This window comes from Cupriavidus ulmosensis, from assembly GCF_977008105.1.
In genome coordinates this window covers 1,301,744-1,324,252 of the sequence record NZ_CDRMWP010000002.1, presented here as the reverse complement: position 1 = coordinate 1,324,252, position 22,509 = coordinate 1,301,744, and the positions used below count along the sequence as shown (strand labels likewise).

General features: G+C 72.3%; 19 protein-coding genes. 12 read left to right on the top strand and 7 right to left on the bottom strand.

The window, feature by feature from the left end:
* Positions 1 to 79 precede the first annotated feature (79 nt).
* The 9 genes from ACWTPI_RS25555 to ACWTPI_RS25515 all read left to right on the top strand — a co-directional run bounded on the left by ACWTPI_RS25555 (position 80) and on the right by ACWTPI_RS25515 (position 10,923).
* Positions 80 to 1,183 carry a substrate-binding domain-containing protein gene (locus ACWTPI_RS25555; RefSeq protein ID WP_020204739.1) on the top strand — a complete coding sequence of 368 codons (1,104 nt, stop codon included), beginning with the start codon at positions 80 to 82 and terminating at the stop codon, positions 1,181 to 1,183.
* Between the two features lie 47 nt (positions 1,184 to 1,230).
* Positions 1,231 to 2,253, top strand: a complete 1,023-nt coding sequence (locus ACWTPI_RS25550) for an ABC transporter substrate-binding protein (RefSeq protein ID WP_020204740.1) — start codon at positions 1,231 to 1,233, stop codon at positions 2,251 to 2,253.
* A gap of 177 nt (positions 2,254 to 2,430) precedes the next feature.
* Positions 2,431 to 3,246 carry an ABC transporter permease gene (locus ACWTPI_RS25545; RefSeq protein WP_020204741.1) on the top strand — a complete coding sequence of 272 codons (816 nt, stop codon included), beginning with the start codon at positions 2,431 to 2,433 and terminating at the stop codon, positions 3,244 to 3,246.
* 14 nt (positions 3,247 to 3,260) lie between these two features.
* The gene (locus ACWTPI_RS25540; RefSeq protein ID WP_029043967.1) at positions 3,261 to 4,142 is read left to right on the top strand and encodes an ABC transporter permease; all 882 of its coding nucleotides are present in this window, start codon (positions 3,261 to 3,263) and stop codon (positions 4,140 to 4,142) included.
* A complete protein-coding gene (locus ACWTPI_RS25535; protein ID WP_020204743.1) occupies positions 4,135 to 5,202 on the top strand; it encodes an ABC transporter ATP-binding protein in 1,068 nt (355 codons plus the stop codon). The genes ACWTPI_RS25540 and ACWTPI_RS25535 overlap by 8 nt, the downstream gene beginning before the upstream one ends.
* Positions 5,203 to 5,257: 55 nt before the next feature.
* Entirely contained in the window at positions 5,258 to 6,145 is an 888-nt protein-coding gene (locus ACWTPI_RS25530; protein WP_454733101.1) for a phosphodiesterase, read from the top strand.
* A 518-nt stretch (positions 6,146 to 6,663) separates the two neighbouring features.
* On the top strand, positions 6,664 to 7,359 hold the full coding sequence (locus tag ACWTPI_RS25525; RefSeq protein WP_020204745.1) for a response regulator: 696 nt from the start codon (positions 6,664 to 6,666) through the stop codon (positions 7,357 to 7,359).
* Positions 7,360 to 7,362: 3 nt separating this feature from the next.
* Positions 7,363 to 9,201 carry an ATP-binding response regulator gene (locus ACWTPI_RS25520; RefSeq protein ID WP_020204746.1) on the top strand — a complete coding sequence of 613 codons (1,839 nt, stop codon included), beginning with the start codon at positions 7,363 to 7,365 and terminating at the stop codon, positions 9,199 to 9,201.
* 270 nt (positions 9,202 to 9,471) lie between these two features.
* Positions 9,472 to 10,923: an aldehyde dehydrogenase family protein gene (locus ACWTPI_RS25515; protein WP_020204747.1), complete on the top strand. Its 1,452-nt coding sequence runs from the start codon at positions 9,472 to 9,474 to the stop codon at positions 10,921 to 10,923.
* 78 nt (positions 10,924 to 11,001) lie between these two features.
* On the opposite strand, the gene ACWTPI_RS25510 is transcribed toward ACWTPI_RS25515, so the two are convergent.
* Positions 11,002 to 11,634, bottom strand: coding sequence for a CDP-alcohol phosphatidyltransferase family protein (locus ACWTPI_RS25510; protein WP_454733100.1), 633 nt, complete (start codon positions 11,632 to 11,634; stop codon positions 11,002 to 11,004).
* A 60-nt stretch (positions 11,635 to 11,694) separates the two neighbouring features.
* Positions 11,695 to 12,318, bottom strand: coding sequence for an HAD family hydrolase (locus ACWTPI_RS25505; protein WP_020204749.1), 624 nt, complete (start codon positions 12,316 to 12,318; stop codon positions 11,695 to 11,697).
* Positions 12,319 to 12,701: 383 nt separating this feature from the next.
* Between ACWTPI_RS25505 and ACWTPI_RS25500 the strand changes: the two genes are divergently transcribed.
* Positions 12,702 to 14,582: an ExeM/NucH family extracellular endonuclease gene (locus ACWTPI_RS25500; protein WP_454733099.1), complete on the top strand. Its 1,881-nt coding sequence runs from the start codon at positions 12,702 to 12,704 to the stop codon at positions 14,580 to 14,582.
* Positions 14,583 to 14,620: 38 nt separating this feature from the next.
* Here ACWTPI_RS25500 and ACWTPI_RS25495 read toward each other — a convergent pair whose 3' ends face one another.
* Entirely contained in the window at positions 14,621 to 15,091 is a 471-nt protein-coding gene (locus tag ACWTPI_RS25495; protein WP_020204752.1) for a DUF2127 domain-containing protein, read from the bottom strand.
* A gap of 232 nt (positions 15,092 to 15,323) precedes the next feature.
* Here ACWTPI_RS25495 and ACWTPI_RS25490 point away from each other — a divergent pair, with 232 nt between their 5' ends.
* Both ACWTPI_RS25490 and ACWTPI_RS25485 read left to right on the top strand, forming a co-directional pair.
* Positions 15,324 to 15,536 (top strand): DUF3820 family protein, encoded by a 213-nt coding sequence (locus ACWTPI_RS25490; RefSeq protein WP_059414129.1) that lies wholly within the window; start codon positions 15,324 to 15,326, stop codon positions 15,534 to 15,536.
* Positions 15,537 to 15,631: 95 nt separating this feature from the next.
* The gene (locus ACWTPI_RS25485) at positions 15,632 to 16,339 is read left to right on the top strand and encodes a GntR family transcriptional regulator (protein ID WP_020204755.1); all 708 of its coding nucleotides are present in this window, start codon (positions 15,632 to 15,634) and stop codon (positions 16,337 to 16,339) included.
* Positions 16,340 to 16,405: 66 nt separating this feature from the next.
* On the opposite strand, the gene ACWTPI_RS25480 is transcribed toward ACWTPI_RS25485, so the two are convergent.
* From ACWTPI_RS25480 to ACWTPI_RS25465, 4 genes are all read right to left on the bottom strand, one after another.
* Complete coding sequence (locus ACWTPI_RS25480; RefSeq protein WP_454734017.1) at positions 16,406 to 17,704, bottom strand: MFS transporter; 1,299 nt, start codon at positions 17,702 to 17,704, stop codon at positions 16,406 to 16,408.
* A gap of 92 nt (positions 17,705 to 17,796) precedes the next feature.
* The gene (locus tag ACWTPI_RS25475; RefSeq protein ID WP_454734016.1) at positions 17,797 to 18,501 is read right to left on the bottom strand and encodes a hypothetical protein; all 705 of its coding nucleotides are present in this window, start codon (positions 18,499 to 18,501) and stop codon (positions 17,797 to 17,799) included.
* A gap of 205 nt (positions 18,502 to 18,706) precedes the next feature.
* Positions 18,707 to 19,618 (bottom strand): LysR family transcriptional regulator, encoded by a 912-nt coding sequence (locus ACWTPI_RS25470; protein WP_059414124.1) that lies wholly within the window; start codon positions 19,616 to 19,618, stop codon positions 18,707 to 18,709.
* Between the two features lie 400 nt (positions 19,619 to 20,018).
* Positions 20,019 to 22,232: a sensor domain-containing protein gene (locus ACWTPI_RS25465; RefSeq protein WP_454733098.1), complete on the bottom strand. Its 2,214-nt coding sequence runs from the start codon at positions 22,230 to 22,232 to the stop codon at positions 20,019 to 20,021.
* Positions 22,233 to 22,509: the final 277 nt, after the last annotated feature.

Below are 22,509 nucleotides of genomic sequence, written 5' to 3'. Positions count from 1 at the left end.
CGCGCCGCAATATCACAAAGGCTTGCTGCCCGATTTTTTTGCGACTTGAATGAAAACGTTTTCATTTCTGGAAAACGTCTTGGCTCCTTCCCCGAACCCGACCCGCGCCATCAACGTGAACCGCAACCAGGAACGCTCGCCCGCCGTCCCGCACGACGCCGCCGCCACCCTCGTGGACGTGGCGCAGGCCGCCGGCGTATCGCTGGCCACGGCATCGCGCGCCTTCAACAGCCCGGGCCTGGTGCGCAAGAGCACCGTGCAGCGCGTGCTCGACGCCGCGCGCGAGCTGAGCTTCCGCCCCAACCTGCTCGGCAGCAAGCTGCGCGCGCAGCAAAGCCGCATGATCGGCGTGATGCTGCCCACGCTGGAGAACGCCGTGTTCGCCGACTGCTGGCGCGGCATCGAAGACACCGCGCTGGCCGCCGGTTACTCGCTGATGCTCGTGACCAGCGCCTACGACCCCGCGCGCGAGCGCGAGCGCATCGAATACCTGCTGCGCCACCGCGTCGACGGCATGGTGCTGACGGTGGCCGACGCCGCGCGCAGCGCCGTGCTCGACCAGCTCGACACCGAAGGCGTGCCCTACGTGCTGGCCTACAACCAGGCCGCCGCGCGCGGCCAGCGCCATTCGGTGTCGGTCGACAACCGCGCCAGCGCGCGCGAGGGCGTGGCGGCGCTGATCGCCGCCGGGCACCGCCGCATCCGCGTGGTGTCGGGCGCCTTCGCCGCCTCCGACCGCGCGCGCCAGCGCTTCGACGGCTACCGCGACGCGATGCGCGCGCACGGCCTGGCGCCGGCGCCGGCGCTGTGCCTGCCCAGCCATACGGCCAGCAACGCCGAACAGATCGGCGCGCTGGCCACGGGGCCGGACGCGCCCAGCGCCTTCTTCTGCACCAACGACCTGCTCGCCATCGGCGTGATCTCCGACCTCAAGCGCCTTGGCCTGCGCGTGCCGCGCGACATCTCCGTGCTGGGCTGCGACGGCATCGCGCTCGGCGCGCTGGTGGAGCCGCCGCTGGCCTCGGTGGTGCAGCCCAATGCCGAGATCGGCGAGCGCGCCGTGGCGCGCCTGCTGGCCCGCTTCGATCCCGCCGCCGCGCCCGGCGGCGCGCGCGTCACGCTGCTGCCGCACGGGCTGCGCCTGGGCGGCACGGTCGCCGCGCCGGCGCGAGGCAAGGCATGACCCCCGACCCATTCCCCCAGCCCCAGTCCGCAACCAAGGAGTTCACCATGCAAGCAAGCCGTTCCTGGCACAAACCGCTACGCTGGATCGCCATCGCGCTCGGCGCCGCCGCCTTCAGCCAGGGCGTGGCCGCCCAGACCGCGATCTGCTACAACTGCCCGCCCGAATGGGCCGACTGGGCCGCGCAGATCCGCGCCATCAAGGAAAAGACCGGCGTCACCGTGCCGCACGACAACAAGAACTCCGGCCAGTCGCTCGCGCAACTGGTGGCGGAGAAGGCCAGCCCGGTGGCCGACGTGGTGTACTACGGCGTGACCTTCGGCATCCAGGCCAAGAAGGACGGCGTCACCGCCGCCTACAAGCCGGCCCACTGGAACGACATCCCGGACGGCCTCAAGGACCCGCAGGGCAACTGGTTCGCCATCCACTCGGGCACGCTCGGCTTCATGGTCAACGTCGACGCGCTGCGCGGCAAGCCGGTGCCGCAGTCGTGGGCCGACCTGCTCAAGCCCGAGTACAAGGGCCTGGTCGGCTACCTCGACCCGGCCAGCGCCTTCGTCGGCTACGTCGGCGCGGTCGCGGTCAACCAGGCGATGGGCGGCTCGATGGACAACTTCGGCCCGGCCTTCAAGTACTTCAAGGACCTGCAGAAGAACCAGCCCATCGTGCCCAAGCAGACCGCCTACGCGCGCGTGCTGTCGGGCGAGATCCCCATCCTGCTGGACTACGACTTCAACGCCTATCGCGCGCGCTACAAGGACAACGCCAACGTGGCCTTCGTGATCCCGAAGGAAGGCACGGTGGTGGTGCCCTACGTGATGAGCCTGGTCAACAAGGCGCCGCACGACGCCGAAGGCCGCAAGGTGCTGGACTTCGTACTGTCCGACGCCGGCCAGGCGCTGTGGGCCAACGCCTACCTGCGCCCGGTGCGCAGCGCCGGCATCCCGAAGGAAGTGCAGGCGAAATTCCTGCCCGCGGCGGACTACGCGCGCGCCAAGCCGGTGGATTTCGGCAAGATGGCCGATGCGCAGAAGGCGTTCAGCGAAACCTACCTGAAGGAAGTCCGCTGAACGCGGCATGACCGCCCATGCCGGCCCATGCCAGCCCATGCCAGCCATTGGGCCGGCGCGGGCTCCGGCCGCAGCCGGCGGCGGGCTTCCCGGCCCGCCACCGATTCCAGCCGCGGCGCCCGTGCCGGCGCCGCGCGAACCCGCCTCCACCGGCCCGCGCCGCGGCGCGCCCAGCCCATGAAGAAGCCCTTTCCTCTTCTCCTCTTCGCCCTGCCCGCCCTGATCGTGTTCGTGGCCTTCTTCTGCCTGCCGATGGCGAAGCTGCTGGCCATCAGCATCGCCGGCAAGGACGGCGCCAGCGTCTACTGGACCGTGCTCTCCAGCCAGCGCTACCTGCACAGCCTGCTGGTCACGGTGCTGCTGTCGGCCGCGGTGACGCTGGCCACGCTGGTCATCGCCGGCATCACGGGCACCTTTCTCGAGCGCAACGCGGTGCCGGGCAAGGCGCTGCTGGTGGCCATGCTGACCTTCCCGCTGGCCTTCCCCGGCGTGGTGATCGGCTTCATGGTCATCATGCTGGGCGGGCGCAACGGCCTGCTGGCGATGGCTGGCGACTGGCTGGCCGGCGAGCGCTGGACCTTTGCCTACGGCCTGACGGGATTGTTCGTCGGCTACCTGTATTTCTCCATCCCGCGCGTGATCCTGACCGTGATGGCCGCGGTGGCCAAGCTCGACGCCTCGCTGGAAGAAGCCGCGCGCTCGCTCGGCGCGGGCCGCTGGCGCGTGGTGCGCGACGTGATGCTGCCGGCGCTGATGCCGGCCATGATCTCCAGCGGCGCGATCTGCTTCGCCACCAGCATGGGCGCGTTCGGCACGGCGTTCACGCTGGCCACGCAGCTCGACGTGCTGCCGCTGACCATCTACAACGAGTTCACCAACTACGCCAACTTCGGCATGGCGGCGGCGCTGTCCGTGCTGCTGGGCACGGTGACGTGGGCCCTGCTGGCGCTGGCGCGCTGGTTCTCCGGCGACGCCGTCGCCGCCACCGCCTGAGGAGCGCGCACATGATGCATTCACGACGACGCGGCGGCGCCTACTGGCTGCAGCTTGCCCTGGCGCTGCTGGTATGCCTGTTCATGGTGGTGCCGGTGGTGCTGTCGGTGCTGGCCGGGCTGACCAACAACATCTTCATCGGCGTGGCCAGCGGCCTGACCACGCGCTGGCTGGCGGAGGTGTGGTCGCTCTACCGCAACACCATCTTCCTGTCGCTCGGCATCGCGCTGGCCTGCCTGGCCTGCACGCTGGCGCTGGGCGTGCCCGCGGCCTACTACATGGCGCTGCGGCGCGGGCGCGTGACGCGCCTGATCGAGGAGCTGCTGATGCTGCCGGTGGCCGTGCCCGGGCTGGCCACGGCGCTGGGCCTGATCCTGCTGTACGGCGGCTGGCAGGCGTTCCGCACCAGCTGGGTGTTCATCCTGGTCGGGCACGTGCTGTTCACGCTGCCGTTCATGGTGCGCTCGGTGCTGGCCATCATGTCGGCCATCGACATCCGCACGCTCGAGGACGCCGCCGCCAGCCTGGGCGCCACGCGCGTCCAGCGCTTCTTCACGGTGGTGCTGCCCAACTGCCGCCAGGGCATCCTGGCCGGCGCGCTGATGGTGGTCACGCTGTCGGTGGGCGAGTTCAACCTGACCTGGATGCTGCACACGCCCACCACCCAGACGCTGCCCGTGGGGCTGGCCGACAGCTATGCCTCGATGCGGCTGGAGATCGGCTCGGCCTACACCATCGTGTTCTTCTTCATGATCATTCCGCTGCTGGTGCTGATGCAGGCCGCAAGCGCGCTCGGCGCGCGCGCCCGCCGGCACCGGCCGCCCGCCGACGACGCCGTGGCCGAGAGCCTTGCCGGCGCCGATCCGCTTCCCGCTTCCGAGGCCCGCCATGCATGAACCCACTCCCATCACGCTGCACCGCTGCGGCAAGACCTTTGCCGACGGCACGCTAGCGCTGGAGCCGCTCGACCTGGAGATCGGCGCCGGCGAGACCGTGGTCCTGCTCGGGCCTTCGGGCTGCGGCAAAACCACCACGCTGCGCATCATCGCCGGACTGGAATATCCCGACGCCGGCGGCGTGGTCATGTTCGGCGACAACGACGTCACGCCGCTGCCGATCGAGCGGCGCGGCGTGGGCATGGTGTTCCAGAGCTACGCGCTGTTCCCCAACATGACGGTGGCGGAGAACATCGCCTACGGCCTGCGCGTGCGCCGCGTGGATGCCGCCGCGCGCCGCCGCCGCGTGGACGAGATGCTGGCGATGATGCACCTCGGCCCGTTCGCCGGGCGCCGCGTCGACCAGCTCTCCGGCGGCCAGCGCCAGCGCGTGGCGCTGGCGCGCGCCATCGCCGTGCAGCCGCGCGTGCTGCTGCTCGACGAGCCGCTCACCGCGCTCGACGCCAAGCTGCGCGATGCGCTGCGCGCCGACATCAACCAGTTGCTGCGCAGCCTGCGCATCACCGCGGTCTACGTCACCCACGACCAGGCCGAGGCGATGGCGCTGGGCGACCGCATCATCGTGATGGACCGCGGCCGCATCGCCCAGGCCGGCACGCCGCAGCAGATCTACCGCGCGCCGGCCAACGCCTTCGTGGCGGACTTCATCGGCACCATGAACCGCCTGCCGGCCGCGCTGGAAGGCAACGCCTGGCGCGTGCCCGGCGGCCTGGTGCCGTGCGCGGCCGATGTGGCCAATGTGGCCGCCGCGCAGAACGCCGAACTGCTGTTCCGCCCCGAGGACGTGGCGCTGGCGCGGCCCGAGGACGCGCACCTGGGCGGCGCGGTGGTGACGGCGCTGTTCCTCGGCAACTACACGCGCCTGCTGGTGGACGTGGGCGCGCCGGCGCCGCTGGTGGTGGACACCACGCGGCGCGACGGCTGGCACCCGGGCGACCGCGTCGGCCTGCGCCTCGACACCGGCCACCTGATCACGCTGGCGCAAGCGCGCGCCGCCTGAAGCAACGGGCGACGAATACCGCATCGGCACCGCATCCGCACCGCACAAGCCACACATGAACACCCCGAACCAAGACCCCGCCGCAGGCGCCCCCGGCAGCGACGCCGGCGGCTACCTGCTGGCCCACATCACCGACCTGCACATCAAGGCCGGCGGCAAGCTGTCCTACGGCATGGTGGATACCGCCGGCGCGCTGCGGCGCTGCATCGACACCATCCTGGCCGCGCCGCAGCGGCCCGACACGGTGATCGTCACCGGCGACCTCGTCGATTTCGGCAGCGAGGCGGAATACCGCTTCCTGCGCGGCCTGCTGGCCGGCCTGCCGCTGCCGCTGCACCTGCTGCCGGGCAACCACGATCACCGCGCCTCGCTGCGCCGCGTGTTCGCCGACCACGCCTACCTGTTCGCCAACGGCGACGGCGACGCGCCCGTCCACTACAGCGTGGACGCCGGCCCGCTGCGGCTGGTGGCCTTCGACTGCACGGTGCCGGGCCAGCCGGGCGGGCGCGTCGAACCGGCCGCGCTGCCGTGGCTCGAAGCCACGCTCGCGGCGGCGCCGGCGCGGCCGACCTTGCTGATGCTGCACCATCCGCCGTTCCACACCGGCATCGGCCACATGGACCAGCAGGGGCTGGAGAACGCCGGCCTGCTGGAAGCCGTGGTGCGCCGCCATCCGCAGGTGGAGCGCGTGCTATGCGGGCACCTGCATCGCCATATCGTGCACCGCTTCGGCGGCACCATCGCCATGACCGCGCCGGGGCCGGCGCACCAGGTCACGCTCGACCTCGACCCGCGCGCGGCCTCGCGCTTCCGCATGGAGCCGCCGGGCTACCTGCTGCACTGGTGGCATCCGGCCCACGGGCTGGCGAGCCACGCGGCGGTGATCGGCGAGTTCGGCGCGGACCATCCGTTCTTCGACGCGGCCGGCAAGCTGATCGACTGATCGACTGAACGGGGTTGAGCGGGCCGGAGGCGGACACGACGATGCGGGGCAGGCAGGGCAACGGGCGCGGGCAGCGCCGCATCGGGCGCGCGCCGCCGCCGGCCATGCGGCGCCGATGGCGCCGATCGACCCCGCGAGGCGCACGGATCGTACAGGCGAAAAAAAGCCCACAGCCGGGTGGTTGTGGGCAAGAAAAGTGGTATGAGCGAGTCGCGGAAATCGCCCACGCCTGCATGGTGACAGCGGGACCCCGGCGGCGAAATAATCTTTCCGGACTAGTGCGGCCCGCCGCCGGGCCGCTCCGGCACCCCGCGAAGCCAGCGCTGGCGCGGCCTGGCGGGAAATCGGCGGGGGCCGGCGGCGAAACCTTTCCCCTCGAAGGTAGGGGTGATGGACAGTGCGGCAAGAATCGAGTCCAATGCGCCCTTCGGCCCCCGGCATCGCGCGCGCGGCTTCGCGGCGGGGCGCTTGCTATGCTTAGTCTTTCTGCCACGGCCACCGTGCCGCCCACCGCCCCCATGCTCAACGCCCGACTGCTGCTGATCGACGACCACACCCTGTTCCGCACCGGCCTGCGCCTGGTGCTGGCGGACAGCCCCAGCGTGGCCGGCATCATCGAGGCCGGCTCGGTCATGGGCGCGGTGCAGGACCACCGCGGCGCGGCCGTGGACATCATCCTGCTCGACATCCAGATGCCGGGGCTCAACGGCCTCGAGGGCGTCAAGGTGCTGCGCCGGCATTTCCCGGCGGCGCGCATCCTGATCGTCTCCGGCACGTCCGGGCTGGACGCCATTCCGGACGCGGCGCGCAAGGAGATCGCGGGCTTCCTGCCGAAATCGGCGGACAGCGTGCAGATCGAGCAGGCCATCGCCCGCGTCCTCGGCGGCGAGACCTATTTCGGCCCCGACCTCGACGCGCTGCCGGACAGCGCCGGCACCGCGGACGGCGCGTCCCGCAACCCCGGCGGCGCGGGCGGCGCCGGCAGCGCAGGCGGCGGCGCCTACCAGGCCAGCTCGCTGACGCCGCGCCAGTTGGAGGTGCTGGAGCAGCTCAGCCTGGGCCGCTCCAACAAGATCATCGCGCATCACCTGGGCCTTTCGGAGAACACCGTGCGGGTCCACGTGGCGGCCATCCTCGACCACCTCGGCGTGGTCAGCCGCGTCGAAGCGGTGCTCGAGGCGCAGCGCCGCGGCCTGGTCCAGAACGGCAGGTGAGCCATGGCGCTGCCCGTTCCCCGCTATGACGAACCGCGCCTGCTGGCTGCGGAGATGGAACTGATCGACCAGAGCTTCGGCATCGCCATGCTGGGCTGCGCGCTGGCGGGGCTGATCCTCGCGCTGGGGCTGAGCGTGGGCAACCGCCACCCCGGCGCGTTCGCCTGGGCCGCCGCGCTGGCGGCGTGCTGCGCGCTGGGCCACTTCGGCCGGCGCGCCATGCCGGACCGCACCGGCGAAACCGGCGCCGGCGCCTACGCGCGCGGCATGACGGCGCTGCTGACGGTGATCGGCGGCCTGTGGGGGCTGGCCGCGTGGCTCTACATGGACGTCGGCTCCCCGGCCACGGTGATCTGCATCCTGTCGCTGATCGCCGGCATGAGCGCCGCCGCGCTGGCGGTGTTCTCCGCGTGCCTGCCGGTGGCGATCGGGTTCTTCGTGCCGGCCATCGTGCCGGTGTGGGCGGTCTTCGTCGCCACCGGGGACACCGCCTACCTGGCCATGTTCCTCGGCGCGCCGCTCTACCTGGCGGTGCTGATGGTGTTCGCGCGCAACTACGCGCGCGTGGCGCGCCACGCCATCGCGCTGCGCTTCGCCAACGTCGAGCTGATCGCGCGCCTGCGCGAGCAGACCGCGCGCGCCGAGTCGGCCCAGCGCGAGGCCGAGGAAGCCAACCGCGCCAAGTCCGTGTTCCTGGCCTCGGCCAGCCACGACCTGCGCCAGCCGCTGCACGCGCTCGGGCTGTTCGTGGTCACGCTGGGCCGCTCCGAGCTCAACGACAAGCAGCGCCAGTTGCTGGCGCATATCGAGGCGGCCTCGGGCGCGGCGCGCGAGATGCTCAACACGCTGCTGGACTTCTCCAAGGTGGATGCCGGCGTGATCACGCCGCGGCCGCGCCTGTTCCCGCTGCAGCCGATGCTCTACAAGCTGGAGAACGAGTTCGCGCCGCAGGCCGACGCGCGCGGCCTGTTCTACCGCACGCGCGACACCACCGTCGCGGTGTTCGCCGACCCCAACCTCGTCGAGCTGATCCTGCGCAACCTGATCGCCAACGCCATCCGCTACACCAGCCAGGGCGGCGTGCTGGTGGCGTGCCGCCTGCGGCGGGACACGGCGGTGCTGGAAGTCTGGGATACCGGCATCGGCATCCCGCTGGGCCAGCGGCGCGCGATCTTCCGCGAGTTCCACCAGCTCGGCAACCCGGAGCGCGACCAGCGCAAGGGGCTGGGGCTGGGGCTGGCCATCGTGGAAGGCCTGGCGCGCACCATCTCGACCCGCGTGCTGCTCAACTCGCGCCCCGGGCGCGGCTCGGTGTTCCGCTTCGCCCTGCCGCTCATGGGCCATGCCACGCAGGCCATGCAGGCCGCGCAGCCCGAGGACGCGCCGGACGACATCGCCGCCGGCCTGCTGCCGCGGCCCGCGCTGAACGGGCTGCGCGTGCTGGTGCTCGACGACGACCCCGACATCCGCACCGCCATGCGCGAACTGCTGCAAAGCTGGCAGGCCGCCTGCCTCGCGGTGGAGTCCGAGGACGAAGCGCTGGACACGCTCGACGACTTCAAGCCCGACCTGCTGCTGGCCGACTACCGCCTGCGCGGCGAGCGCACCGGCAGCCAGGCGATGGAAGCCATCCGCGCGCGGCTGGGCCGGCCCATCCCCACCGTCATCATCACCGGCGACACCGCGCCGGACCGCCTGCGCAGCGTCCATGCCGACAGCGCGGCGCTGCTGCACAAGCCGGTGGTGGCGCAGCACCTGCACACGGCCATGACGGCGCTGCTGAGCGAAGCCGGCTGGCGGCCCGAGATCCCGCGCGCGGCCGGCATGCGGGCGCATGGCTGAGGTGCGCGGCCGAGGTGCTGCCGAGGTGTGACCAAGGTGCCGCCGCGGTACGACTAACGGCGCGGCTAAGGTGCGCGGGCCGGCGCCGGCCGCGGCGCGTGCTCGCCCGACTCATGCAAATTTCGTATTAATCAATCCATCCTATTAATTGGACTTAGAGCCGGCGCCCGCCCACACTGCATGCATGACAGCAGGCACGGGCTCCGGCAAGCCGCATGCGCCCCGCGTCACCGTGCCGCCCGGTTCCACCGACCCAAGCGAGGAGCGACCATGAGCACGCAGCCCGAACTGCCCCGACACGACCTGCTGATCGACGGCAAGCGCCAGCCGCCCGGCACCGGCGAATATTCCACCGACCTCAACCCCGCCACCGAGGCGCCCATCGCGCTGGTGGCGCAGGGCAGCGCCGCCGACGTCGACCTCGCGGTGGCGGCCGCGCGCGCCGCGCTCAAGGTCTGGAACGGCATGCGCGCCGCCGAGCGCGGCCGCATCCTGTACCGCCTGGCCGACCTGCTCGAGCTGCACCAGGAGGAACTCATCGCGCTGGAAAGCCTGGACGCCGGCAAGCCGCTCGCCGCGGTGCGGCGCCAGGACATGCCGGCGGTGATCGACACGCTGCGCTACTACGCCGGCTGGGCCGACAAGATCAACGGCCAGGTGGTGCCGGCGCGCCCCGGCGCGCTGACCTATACCGTGCGCGAGCCGGTCGGCGTGGTGGCGGCCATCGTGCCGTGGAACTTCCCGCTCATGATCGGCATGTGGAAGATCGCGCCGGCGCTGGCCTGCGGCTGCACGCTGATCGTCAAGCCCGCCGAGATCACGCCGCTGACCGCGCTGCGCGTGGCCGAGCTGGCGCTGGAAGCCGGGCTGCCGCCGGGCGTGCTCAACATCGTCACCGGCAAGGGCAGCGTGGTGGGCAACGCGCTGGTGGCGCACCCCGGCATCGACAAAGTCACCTTCACCGGCTCGCCCGGCGTGGGGCGCGGCATCATGCAGGGCGCCGCGGCCAACTTCAAGCGCGTCACGCTGGAGCTGGGCGGCAAGTCCGCCAACCTGATCTTCGCCGACGCCAACGTGGACGCCGCCGTGCGCGCCGCCGCCTCCGGCATCTTCTTCAACTCCGGCCAGGTCTGCTCGGCGGGCTCGCGCATCTTGGCCCAGCGCGAGATCTACGACGAGGTGGTGGAAAAGCTCGCGGCGCGCGCCAGCTCGATCCGCGTGGGCGACCCGGCCTCGCCCGACACCACGATGGGCCCGGTGGTCTCCGCCGCGCAGATGAAGACCGTGCTCGACTACGTGGAGATCGGCAGGCGCGAGGGCGCCACCGCCGTCACCGGCGGCGCGCGCCTCGGCGACAAGGGCTACTTCGTGGCGCCCACGGTGTTCGCCAACGTCGAGCACGAGATGCGCATCTCGCAGGAAGAGATCTTCGGCCCGGTGGCCAGCGTGATCCGCTTCGAGGACGAAGCCGACGCCGTGCGCATCGCCAACGGCACCGCCTTCAGCCTGGCCGCCGGCGTGTGGAGCGCGGACATCGGCCGCGTCCACCAGGTGGCCGGCGAGCTGCGCGCGGGCACCGTGTGGATCAACACCTACGGCCACACCGACGTGCGCCTGCCCTGGGGCGGCGCCGGAGACTCGGGCCTGGGGCGCGAGCACGGCGACGCGGCCATCGACAACTTCACCGAGCCCAAGGCGATCTGGCTGGCGCTGCGGCAGTAGGCGGCCCAGCGGGGCGGGCAGTGGCGCGCGCGGCCGTGAATATCCCGCCCCGCGCCGCACGTCTTGCGACCGCGCGCGCTAGATCTTCGGAATCCGCAGCGTCTTGCTGATCATCAGCGAGCCCGACAGCACGAACAGCAGTGCCAGCGGATGCAGGTCCGCGGGGCCGATGGTCCACACCCCGCCGAACAGCGCGTCGCCGAGCCGGTCGCGCCATGCGCACCACGCCAGCACGCCGGTCAGCAGCACGCTGGTGGGGATCGGCGTGCCCTCGAAGTAGGCCACCTTGTCGGCGCCCGCGGACAAGATCTCGGCGGTCACGTTGAAGCGCGCCAGCCGGCTCACGCCGCAGCACACGAAGTAGATCAGCGCGGCCATGTCCCAGCCGCCGCGCATGCCCGCGGCGAACGCCAGCGCGGCCGGCCCCACGCCGAACGAGATGATGTCCGCCAGCGAGTCCAGCTCGCGGCCGAGCGCCGAGTGCTGGTGCCGCCAGCGCGCGATGCGGCCGTCCAGCACGTCGAAGAGGAATGCCGCGGGCGCCAGCGCGGCGGCCGCGTAGAAATGCGCCGGCGCGCGCGCGGCCACGTAGAACATGGCGAAGAAGACCGACGCCATGCCGCAGGCGGCATTGCCCAGCGTGAACAGGTCGGCGAGTTGCATCTCGCGCAGCATGGAGAAATGCTTGGGACGTTCCGGTGTCGAGGCCATCCTGGCGGGCTCCTGGGTCCGTTGGCATGTGGCGATGGCTCGCAAGGCGCGAGCCCGCCGCTAGAAACGCAGGCCCGCCTCGCGCAGGGCAAGCTCGGTGCCGGCGGCGCCGACATGGTGCACCGCCTGCCAGCCGAGCGCGGCGGCGGCGGCCACGTTGGCCGCGTTGTCGTCGATGAACAGCATCTCGTGCGGCGCGATGCCCGGCAGATGCCTGCCGACGCGCGCCTGCATGAGGCGGTAGATGGCCGGGTCGGGCTTGGCCACGCCCACCTCGCCGGACACGAGGATGTCACGGAACACGTGCAGGAAATCGCCCATGCGCTGCGCGTGCGGGTAGGTCTCGACGGACCAGTTGGTCAGGCCGAACAGCGGCACGCGGGCGGCATGCAGGCGGCCCAGCAGGTCCACGCCGGCATCCAGCGGGCCGCGCAGCATCTGCGGCCAGCGGCCGTAGAACGCGCGGATCAGGCCCGCCTGCGCGGGATGCTCGGCGACGAGCTGCTCGGTCGCCTCGCGCAGCGGGCGGCCCGCGTCCTGGCGCAGGTTCCACGCGGGCGAGCAGACCTCCGACAGGAAGCGCGCGCGCTGCGCGGCATCGGGAATCAGTTCGCGGTAGAGGTATTCGGGGTTCCAGTCGAACAGGACGCCACCAAAATCGAACACGACGGCATTGACGGTCACGGGATCTCGCCGGGCGGGCGGAAGTCAGCGGAATAGCAGGCATTCTCGCAGAGTCTGTCGACGGCAAACCGTGCGGCGGACCAAAATGAGATTTTTCTCAGCGAACCGGCGCGCCGCGCGCCATACGCTGAAGGCATCGCGACCTCTGCCGCCAGCCGGCCCAAGCCATGCGCCCGATGCCTCCGCCGTCCGCCCTGCCGTTTCCGCCCGCGCCACCGTCGTCATCGGCGCCACCAACACCATCGGCGCCACCAGAATCACCCGCGCCGCCCGCGTCGTCTCCGTTCCGGCGCCTTGCCCGCGCCGGCCTCGCCTGGGCCTGCCTGGCGGCGCCGTGGCTTGCCTTGCCCGCCCATGCCGCGCCGCGCGCGGCCCAGTGCGGCATGCCCGCCACGGCCATCGCCGAGCTGCGCGCGGCCGGCGCGTCCTCGGTCGGCCGCCGCGTCACGCTCGAAGCCGTGGTCAGCGCCGACTACACCGGCGGCAACGGCTTCGCCGGCTTCTTCGTCCAGCAGGACGACGCGCAGCGCCAGCGCCGCCCCGGCATCTCGGACGGCATGTTCGTGTCCGCGCCGCGCGCCGGCATGCGCGCCGGCGACCTCGTGCGGCTGGAGGGCACCGTCGAGCAGCGCGCCGGCCAGATGCAGTTGCGCCTGTCGGGCGCGGCCACGGTCTGCGCGCGGGACCGGCCGCTCACGCCGGTGGACATCGCGCTGCCGTTCGCGCACGCGGAGGCGCCGGCCGCCCACGCGGGCATGCTGGTGCGCCTGCCGCAGGCGCTCACCGTGAGCGACACCTACGAGCTGGGCCGCTACGGCAGCGTGGTGCTCAGCAACGGCCGCCTGCCGATCCCCACCAGCGTCGCCGCGCCCGGCGACGGCGCCCGGGCACAGGCCGCCGCCAACGCGCTGAACCGGCTGGCGCTGGACGACGGCTCCAGCCGCCAGAACCCGGCCACGGTCATCCATCCGGCGCCGGGCCTGAGCGCCGCCAACACGCTGCGCGCCGGCGCCACGGTGGCCGGCGTGCAAGGCGTGCTGGACTGGCGCTACGGCGGCTGGCGCGTGCAGCCGCTGCCGGACGCGCCGCCGCCGCGCTTCGTGGCGGCCAACCCGCGCGCCGGCGCGCCGCTGCGCGCGGCCGGCAGCGACCTGCGCGTGGCCGCCTTCAACCTGCAGAACTACTTCACCGGCGACGGCAAGGGCGGCGGCTTCGACGACCCCGCCAACCGTGGCGCGGCCTCGGCGGCCGAGTTCGCCCGCCAGGAAGCCAAGCTGCTGGCCGCGCTGCGCGCGCTCGACGCCGACGTGATCGGCCTCATGGAAATCGAGAACGACGGCTTCGGCGCCGGCAGCGCCATCCACCGGCTGGCGGCGCGGATGGGGCCGGACTGGCGCGTGGTCGACCCCGGCGGGGTCAGCATCGGCGGCGACGCCATCGCGGTCGGGCTGCTCTACGACAGCCGCGCGGTGCAACTGGCGGGCCGGCCCGCCACGCTGTGGTTCGGCGAGCGCACGCGCCAGCCGCTGGCTGCCACCTTCAGCCTGCCCGGCCACGCGCGCCGGCTCACCGTGGCCGTGAACCACTTCAAGTCCAAGCGCTGCACCGACGCGCGCGGCGCCGACGCCGACCAGGGCGACGGGCAGGCCTGCTGGAACCGCGCGCGCATCGCGGCGGCGATGCGCCTGGCCAACTGGCTGGCCGGCTCGCCCACCGGCGTGCCCGACGACGGCAAGCTGGTGATCGGCGACCTCAACAGCTATGCGCGCGAAGACCCCGTCCGCCATCTGGCCGAACGCGGCTACGCGGACATGATCGCGCGCTTTTCCGTGGCGCCGCCGTACAGCTTCGTGTTCGGCGGCGAGGCCGGCTACCTGGACCACGCGCTGGCCGATGCCGCCGCGGCCGGCCGCGTCCGCGCCGCGCGCCACTGGCATATCAACGCCGACGAGCCGGCGGCGCTGGCCTACCCGTTCGCCGGCAAGAGCGCGGCGCAGCGGCAATCCTTCTACGCGGCCGACGCCTACCGCTCGTCCGACCATGATCCGGTGCTGGTCGACGTGGCGATGCGCGACGAGGCCGCGCCGCCCGCCGGCGGAACGCCGGCAGCGGACAGTCAGGAGAACGGCGCGCTGGCGTGGCCGGCCGAAGGCAGCAGTGGCGGCGGTGGCGCCGTGGACCCGCTGCCGGCCCTCGCGCTGGCCGGGGCGGCATGCATCGCGCGGCGGCGGCGCTGGCCACGCCGCTGGCGCCGGCGCAAATGACGCCGGTGGCGCAGGTAACGCCGGTGGCGCCAGTGGCGCTAGCGCGCGCTGGCCGGCGCGCGCCGAATGCCGTTGGCCAGGTAGACCACGATCAGCACGTTGGCCACGGCCAGGCCGAGATGGACCGGCGTCGGATGGGCGATGGCCTCGTAGGCCTCCACCGGGATGTAGACCGCGCCGGACCAGACGCCGAGCCAGCTTGCCCATACGCGCTGGTGCCACAGCCCGAAGGCCTCGGTGAAGCGCATCGCCGCGTACATCGCGGCCGAGCCGCCGATCGCCCACAGCCGCGCATCGCTCGGATGGTTCAGCAGCGACAGGAAGATGGTGGGATAGCGGCTGCCCGGATTCAGGTGCAGCCGCATCACGATGGTCTCGGCCAGCGCCTGCGCGTCGCGGTGCAGGAGCGCGACCAGCCCCAGCCCGGCCAGGATCACCAGCGCGCCCTTGGCGGCCTCGAACAGGGCGATGCCCTTCAGGCCCGCGCCTCCCGCTGCGTGCTTTGCCATATTGCCTTTCCTTTGTCGAAACCGGCCTGCCGGACGCGCCGCGGACCCAAGGCGGGATCGTACCGCGCCGCGCCCGCGCGCGGCAATCGGCGCCGCCGGACGCGGGCCGCGCACCGGCGCGCCGTTGCCGTTGCCGTTGCCGTTGCCAGCGCCATTGCCAGTGCCATTGCCGGCGCCGTGCCGCCGGCACGCTGTTACCATCGGGCTGCCGCCGCCATCCGACGCCCGCGCCATGAACCCCGAACACCTGCAGCTCCTGCTCACCCGCACCATGCCCTACGGCAAGTACAAGGGCCGCGCGATCGCGGACCTGCCGGGCAACTACCTGAACTGGTTCGCGCGCGAAGGCTTCCCGCCCGGCGAGATCGGCCAGTTGCTGGCGCTGATGCACGAGCTGGACCACAACGGCCTCAAGGGACTGCTGGAGCCGCTGCGCGGGCGCTAGCCGCGCGGCGCCCGCCGCGGCGGCGCCACGGATTGGTAGTACGATTACGCCCTTGCCACGCAACGCCATACAGCAGGGGGAGAGTTTTGCCATCAGTGGAACGCCGCAGCGCCGGCTCGCCGCGCGCCCGGACCGAGACCGTGTCGGAGAACGAACGGGCCTATGCCGGCCTGCGCGAGCGCCTGACCACGCTGGTCTACCGCCCCGGCGAGCATCTCAACATCTCCACGCTAGTGGACGACCTGGAGATCGGCCGCACGCCCATCAACCAGGCGCTGCACCGCCTGGCCAACGAAGGCCTGGTGCAGATCCTGCCGCGCAAGGGCGTGGTGGTCGCGCCGCTGTCGCTCGACGACGCGCTGCACCTGATCGACGTGCGGCTGGCCAACGAGACGCTGTGCGCGCGGCTGGCCGCCGAGCGCGTCACCGCGCAGGGGATCGCCGCGCTGGAAGGCATCCTGCGCGAGCTGGACGCGGCCGTGGCGCGGCGCGACCTGCCGCTGGTGACGAACCTGGACCGCCTGTTCCACGAGGAAGTGGCGCAACTGTCCGGCAACCCCATCCTGATCGAGATCCTGAAGGTGCTGCACGCGCGCTCGCAGCGCTTCTGGGCCATCTCGCTGTCGTCCGAGGGGCACCTCGGCGAGGTCGGCGAGGAACACCGCGCCATCCTGCAGGCGCTGCGCGACGGCGACGGCGCGGCGGCGGCCAGCGCGGTGACGGCCCACGTGCTGTCGTTCCGCCAGGCCCTGCTGCAGGGCCGCCGCGAGCCGGTCTTCGCCATGACCGGCGCGGCCGGCTAGCGGCCGGCTAACGGGCGACCGGCCGGCGCCACGCGGGCGCCGCCAACACAGCAGTCAACGCCGCCGTCAGTTCTCCAGCGGCTTGCGCGCCGTCTCGCGCGCCACCAGCAAGGCCACCAGCGTGACGGCCAGCGCCAGGCTCACGTAGAGCGAGATCGCGGTGGTCGAGCCATACGCCTTGTACAAGCTGGCGATGATCAGCGGCGCGAAGCCGCCGCCGAGGATGCCCGCCAGCGTGTAGGCCAGCGACGAGCCGGCGTAGCGCACCCGCGTGGGAAACTGCTCCGTCACGAAGGCGGCCTGCGGGCCGTACATCATGGCGTGGATCACCAGCCCGCCCACCACCGCCGCGCAGATCTGCCACGGCTGCGCGCTGTCCATCAGGCGGAAGAACACGAAGGCCCACGCCACCGCCAGCAGCGCCCCGGCGACATACACCGACCGCCGGCCGAGCCTGTCGGACAGGCTGCCGAACAGCGGCACGGCAAGCGCGTTGCAGCCGGCGCCGATCATGGTGGCGGTCAGCGCCAGCGGGCGCGACAGGTGCAGCACGCCGGTCACGTAGGTCAGCGTGAACACCACCACCAGCGCATAGAGCACGTCCGAGCCGATGCGCGCGCCGCCGGCGACGAGCAGGCGCCGCCAGTGGTCCGCGAACACGTCCTTGATCGGCGTCTTCGCCGTGCTCTTGCGCGCTTCCATCTCCCGGAACAGCGGGGTTTCCTCCACGCCGCGGCGCAGCCATAGCCCGAACACGACCAGCAGCACGCTGGACAGGAAGGGAATGCGCCAGCCCCACGCCTGGAAGTCCTCGGGGCTCAGCCACAGCGACACCAGCGCGATGAAGCCGGTGCCCAGCAGCGTGCCGCACGACGGCCCCACCTGCGTGAACGAGGCATTGCGCCCGCGCTGGTGCTGCGCGCCGTGCTCCATCGACAGCAGCACCGCGCCGGCCCACTCGCCGCCGATGGCCGCGCCCTGCACGAAGCGCAGCGCCACCAGCAGCAGCGGGCTCCAGACGCCCCACGACTGGTAGGTCGGCAGCACGCCCATCAGGCCGGTGGCCACGCCCATCACGACCAGCGTGGCCACCAGCACGAAGCGGCGCCCGAGCTTATCGCCGAGGTGGCCGAACACCACGCCGCCGAGCGGGCGCGAGACGTAGCCCACGGCATAGGTGGAAAACGCCAGGATGGTGCCGGTGAGCGGATCGAACGAGGGGAAGAAGATGGCGTTGAAGACCAGCGCCGCCATCAGGTTGTAGACGGTGAAGTCGTACCACTCCAGCGTGGTGCCGATGGTGCTGGCCGCGGCCAGCCGGCCCATGCGGGGCTTGCCGGCGGCGGCGTGCGTGCCGGCCTGCATGCCGGCGTGCGCGACCGGGTGCGTGGCGGCCTGCGCGCCGGCCGGCTCCTGCGCGGCGGTGGCGGTGGCGATAACGGTGTCGGCGCCGCGCATCATGCCACCTCCCGCGAGAACAGCTTCCACCGCAGCGCATAGCGCGCGGCGCCGGCGGCGTCCGCGCCGCATGCATCCAGGCGCGCGGCCGCGTCGCGCAGCGCGGCCGCGCCGGCGGCTTCGCTGCTGGTCTCGATCACCAGGAGCGGGCGCAGTTGCCGGTTCTCCACGCTCTCGCGCGGCAGCGGCTGGCTCAGCGCGGCGTCCGGCACCAGCAGGTAGGACTGCACGAAGCCGGGCCGCGCGGAGAGCTCGCCGCCCACGTCGGCGGCCTGGTCGACCAGCGCCGGCACGTCGTCGGGCCGCGCCAGCGGCAGCACGGCCAGCCAGCTTCCGCTGCCCTGCCCGACCACCGCGGCGACTTCGCTCACGCGGCGCACCGGCTGGCGCATGCGGCCGAGGTTGGCGACCGACCACGGCGTCTGGCGGCCGAACGCGGCCTGGTAGGCGGCGGACGTGAAGGCCGCCAGCGATTCGGTGCGGTACAGGCCCAGGTATTTCGGGCCGCCCTGCACCGCCTCGTAGCGCGCGGCGGAGATGAAGCCGCGGATGCGAGCGCGCTCTTCCACGTGCTCGCGGTCGTACCACTGGTTGAAATCGTCCTCGTCGGCCGCGTCCACATTGGCGGCGACGAACAGCATGCCGTGCGGCGCCATGCCCGCCGGCGCGTCGTCCACGCCGGACGTTCCGGCCATCCCGCGCATTTGCCGCATCTCGCGCATTTCCTGCGTATCGTGCCTCTCCTGCATCTCGCTCATCCTTCTCTCCTGTGGCCCGCGCCGTCTGCGGGCGGTGAGAAGATGATCGGCGCCGGCCGCGCGCGCGGCAAACGGGTTTTTCTTCGCGTTTCCGATCAGTTTTTCTGTTCGATGCGGCCATGCGCGCGCACCAGCACGGCGCGCGCGCGCCCTATGCCGGCGCAAATGGTGCAGGCAGCGACCGCACGTAGCGGTCGGATTCGCGGCAGGCCAGCTCCGCCACCAGGCGGATCGCCTCGGAGGCGGCGTGGTCGAGGTGACTGACCACCAGCCGCTGGTGCGGCAGGGGCACGTCGCACGGGATCACGCGCAACTCGCCGCGCTCCACTTCCTCGCGCACCGGCGCCAGCGGCATCAGCGCGTTGCCGAAGCCGCCCCTGACCAGCCGCACGATGGCCGCGATGGAGCTGACGCAATGCACCTTGCCCACCGGCAGCCCGGCCTTGCGGTACAGCTCCTTGAGCGCGAGATGCGGCTGCGAGCCGGGGCTCATGGTGATGGTGGGATGCTGGAGCAGCGTGGCCAGCCGGCCTTCGCCGGGCTGCGCGGGCCCGGGCGGGCCGACCCAGCCGATGGCCATCGGCAGGCACGGCGTGCTGGTGATGCCCTCGCCCACCGCCGGATCGGTCTGCAGGGCAATGTCGATGCCGCCCGCGCGCAGGGTGTTGTGCAGGCTCTGCGTGGTCTCCGAGGTGAGCTGCACCTCGATGCCGGGATAGTGCGTCTGCAGGTGGCGCAGGAAATCGACCAGCCACGTATGCACCACGCTCTCGATGGCGCCGATGCGCACCAGCCCCAGCGGCGCGTCGCCGGCGCGCCCGAGCACCATGATCTCGCGCTGCAGCTCCAGCAGCCGCTCGCCGTAGCCGAGCAGGCGCAGGCCGACCGGCGTGAGGCGCAGGTCGCGCGCCTCGCGCTCGAACACCCGCGCGCCGATCTCCTGCTCGAGCGAGGCGATGCGGTTGGACATCGCCGCCTGCGTGATGTGCAGCTTCTCGGCCGCCGCGCGGAAGCTGCCCAGGCGGGCCACCCACATGAAGGCTTCGATGAAGCGCGTGTTCATGGCGCCGGGCCTGCCCCGCGCCCACGCCGGCACGCATGCCGGCACCTGCGCCGGCCGCCGTGCCCGCCGCGCGCGCCGCCTCCGCCGCGCCGGCGCGGCGCCAGCTGCGCCTGCCTGGCTACCGCAGCGGCCACAGCCGTGGCCGCCGGCACGCCGGATGTCCCGGGCGCGCGGGATGTCCGGAACGCCCCGGATGCCGTCATTCGCATGTTCCCCCTGTTCGATAAACTGAAATTTCACAGTAATGGCAGGGCGATTCTCATGCAATTTCCGCACCAGTGCTGTAGTGGGATTCCCTAGGAAAGCGGCGAGCGCGGAGGCGAACGAAAAAGCGGACGAAAAGGCAAGCAGGGAGACCGACGCAGCGGCGGCGGCCGCGCGCGCCGCCCGCCGCCCGCCGTCAGGCAGCCGGCTCCGCCACGCCGCGCTCGGCCAGCCACGTCTCGAACGCCGCCGGCGGCATCGGCATGGCGAACAGGTAGCCCTGGCCGATCTCGCAGCCGTGCGCGCACAGGAAGGCGCGCTGCGACTCTTCCTCGATGCCCTCGGCGACCAGGGTCAGGCCGATGCTCTGGCCGATGCGGATGGCCGCGTCCACCAGCGTGGCGGCGGCGTGGTGCGAGTCGAGGCCCTGCACGAAGCTCTTGTCGAGCTTGAGCTCGTCGACCGGCAGGTTCAGCAGGTGGCCGAGGCTGGAGTAGCCGGTGCCGAAGTCGTCCATCGACAGGCGCACGCCCAGCCCGCGCACCGCGGCGAGCGTGGCCTGTATCTCGGGCTTGCTCTCCATCACCAGCCCCTCGGTGATCTCCACGGTCAGGTCGCTGCCGGCCAGGCGATGCCGCCGCAGTATCCCGGCGATGACGTCGGGAAGCTCGTGGTGATGGAAGTTCAGCGGCGACAGGTTGACGGCCACCGACGGCACCCGCAGCCCGGCGGCCCGCCAGCGCGCCAGTTGCCCGCAGGCCTCGTCCAGGGCCCAGTAGCCCAGGTCGACGACCAGGCCGCATTGCTCGGCCAGCGGAATGAACTGGTCCGGGGAAACGTTGCCGGTCTCGCCGTGGTGCCAGCGCGCCAGCGCCTCGACCCCGGCCAGGCTGTTGTCGCACAGGCGGATCTTGGGCTGGTAGTGCAGTTGCAGCCGGTTCTCGAGCAGCGCCGCCTTGAGCGCCTGCTCGAGCCGGGCGCGCGCCAGCTCGCGCGCGCCCAGCTCGGCGTCGAACAGGCGCACGCGGTTGCGGCCGCCGTGCCGGGCCTCGCGCAGGGCGAGGTCGGCATGGCGCATCAGCGTGTCCCAGTCGCGCCCGTGCGCGGGGCAGACGCAGGCGCCGATGCTCGCCGACACGTTCAGCTTGCGCCCGGGTATCGACACCAGCGGCCGCGCGATGGCCGCGCGCAGGTTTTCGGCGAGCGCCAGCGCGGCCGGCGCGTCCAGGCCGGGCAGGATCATGACGAATTCGTCGCCCGAGCGCCGGCCCAGCAGCGCGGCGGCGGGCGCCTGGGCGCGCAGGCGCCCGGCGATTTCCTCCAGCAGCAGGTCGGCCTGCCGGTGGCCCAGCACGTCGTTGATCTGCTTGAAGTCGTCGAGATCGATGAACAGGGCGGCGAGCGGCACGCCGCCGCGGTCCGTCTGCGCGATGGCGTCCTCGGTCAGGCGGCGCACGGCGTGAAGATTGAGCAGACCGGTCAGCGCATCGTGATTAGCCTGCCAGCGGATCCGCTCGCGCGCGGCGTCGCGCTCCAGCGCCAGCGCGCACAGATGCGTGCAGATCTCGGTGAGGCGGCAGTGATAGGCGTCCGGGCCGCGGCGGGTGGAATAGTAGAACGCGAAGGTGCCGAGCACGCTGCCGTCGCCGGACTTGATCGGCGTCGACCAGCAGGCGGCCATGCCGGACAGGAGGGCCATGTCCTGGAACGACGCCCACAGCGGATCGGTGAAGATGTCGGTGACGGCAACCGGCTCGCCGCGGAACGCCGCCGTGCCGCACGAGCCGTTGCACGGACCGACCGGCGCGCCGTCGATGCCGGCGGAGTAGCGCGGCGGCAGGCTGGGCGCGGCGAGCGGGCGCAGGCGCCCTTCGGCGTCGACGCGCAGCACCGAGACCGCGACGCCGGGCGTGACGCGCTCGATCGCGCGGCACATGGCGTCCATGATTTCCGCCAGCGGCCGGTCCTGCGCGATGGCTTCGAGCGCGGTGCGCTGGATGCCGTCGCGCAGCTTGGTCTCGGTGATGTCGGTCAGCACGCAGACGAGGCTGGCCAGCGCGCCGTGGTCGTCGAGCACCGGATTGGTGAGCGCGGAAAACCAGCGGGGATATCCGCCGGCCGTGTCCAGCAGGCATTCGCCGCGCACCGCCTGCCCGGCCGCGAGCCGGCCCAGGAACTCGCCGGCCGGCGTCGCCGGCTGCAGCCACGCCCACAGGGCCGCGCCGCCCGCCGGGCCGGCCAGCGGGCCGAACAGGGACACGAAGCTGGCATTGGCCTGGACGATGCGGCCGCGCGCGTCGGCAACGGCCACCGGGCTGTCCATCGTATCCAGCCCGATCGCGGGCGGCGCCGCCGCAAGCCCGCCAAAGCGCGCGCCGGGAACGAACAGGCGATTCATCTGCGATGACATTCAGGCATCCTCATGAGACCGGCGATGCGCCAACCGGCGGCTTGCGCGCCACTTTCCCATGTTCCGTGGGAACTCGCGATCCATATTAGCCGGGCGGCGGCGTGCGGCACAAGCGCGGCAGCATGACAGCCGCCGCCCGGACTATGCGCTGCGTGCCGGCGCGCGCTCCGTGCGTTGCGGCACGCAGCGCCGCCGACGGGGCCGGCGGGGCCGGATTGGCGCCGGAATCTGCTAGATTTGCCTTGCGGGCCCGGCGCATTCCGCGCCGCATGGCGAC

Excerpts from the sequence above, each read along its gene's own strand:
- ACWTPI_RS25525 (WP_020204745.1), top strand. The coding sequence starts at position 6,664 with ATGCTCAACGCCCGACTGCTGCTGATCGACGACCACACCCTGTTCCGC.
- ACWTPI_RS25510 (WP_454733100.1), bottom strand. The coding sequence starts at position 11,634 with ATGGCCTCGACACCGGAACGTCCCAAGCATTTCTCCATGCTGCGCGAG.
- ACWTPI_RS25490 (WP_059414129.1), top strand. The coding sequence starts at position 15,324 with ATGAACCCCGAACACCTGCAGCTCCTGCTCACCCGCACCATGCCCTAC.
- ACWTPI_RS25530 (WP_454733101.1), top strand. The coding sequence starts at position 5,258 with ATGAACACCCCGAACCAAGACCCCGCCGCAGGCGCCCCCGGCAGCGAC.
- ACWTPI_RS25540 (WP_029043967.1), top strand. The coding sequence starts at position 3,261 with ATGCATTCACGACGACGCGGCGGCGCCTACTGGCTGCAGCTTGCCCTG.
- ACWTPI_RS25475 (WP_454734016.1), bottom strand. The coding sequence starts at position 18,501 with ATGCGCGGGATGGCCGGAACGTCCGGCGTGGACGACGCGCCGGCGGGC.
- ACWTPI_RS25470 (WP_059414124.1), bottom strand. The coding sequence starts at position 19,618 with ATGAACACGCGCTTCATCGAAGCCTTCATGTGGGTGGCCCGCCTGGGC.
- ACWTPI_RS25550 (WP_020204740.1), top strand. The coding sequence starts at position 1,231 with ATGCAAGCAAGCCGTTCCTGGCACAAACCGCTACGCTGGATCGCCATC.
- ACWTPI_RS25465 (WP_454733098.1), bottom strand. The coding sequence starts at position 22,232 with ATGTCATCGCAGATGAATCGCCTGTTCGTTCCCGGCGCGCGCTTTGGC.
- ACWTPI_RS25520 (WP_020204746.1), top strand. The coding sequence starts at position 7,363 with ATGGCGCTGCCCGTTCCCCGCTATGACGAACCGCGCCTGCTGGCTGCG.
- ACWTPI_RS25545 (WP_020204741.1), top strand. The coding sequence starts at position 2,431 with ATGAAGAAGCCCTTTCCTCTTCTCCTCTTCGCCCTGCCCGCCCTGATC.
- ACWTPI_RS25515 (WP_020204747.1), top strand. The coding sequence starts at position 9,472 with ATGAGCACGCAGCCCGAACTGCCCCGACACGACCTGCTGATCGACGGC.
- ACWTPI_RS25480 (WP_454734017.1), bottom strand. The coding sequence starts at position 17,704 with ATGCAGGCCGGCACGCACGCCGCCGCCGGCAAGCCCCGCATGGGCCGG.
- ACWTPI_RS25500 (WP_454733099.1), top strand. The coding sequence starts at position 12,702 with ATGCCCGCCACGGCCATCGCCGAGCTGCGCGCGGCCGGCGCGTCCTCG.
- ACWTPI_RS25495 (WP_020204752.1), bottom strand. The coding sequence starts at position 15,091 with ATGGCAAAGCACGCAGCGGGAGGCGCGGGCCTGAAGGGCATCGCCCTG.
- ACWTPI_RS25535 (WP_020204743.1), top strand. The coding sequence starts at position 4,135 with ATGCATGAACCCACTCCCATCACGCTGCACCGCTGCGGCAAGACCTTT.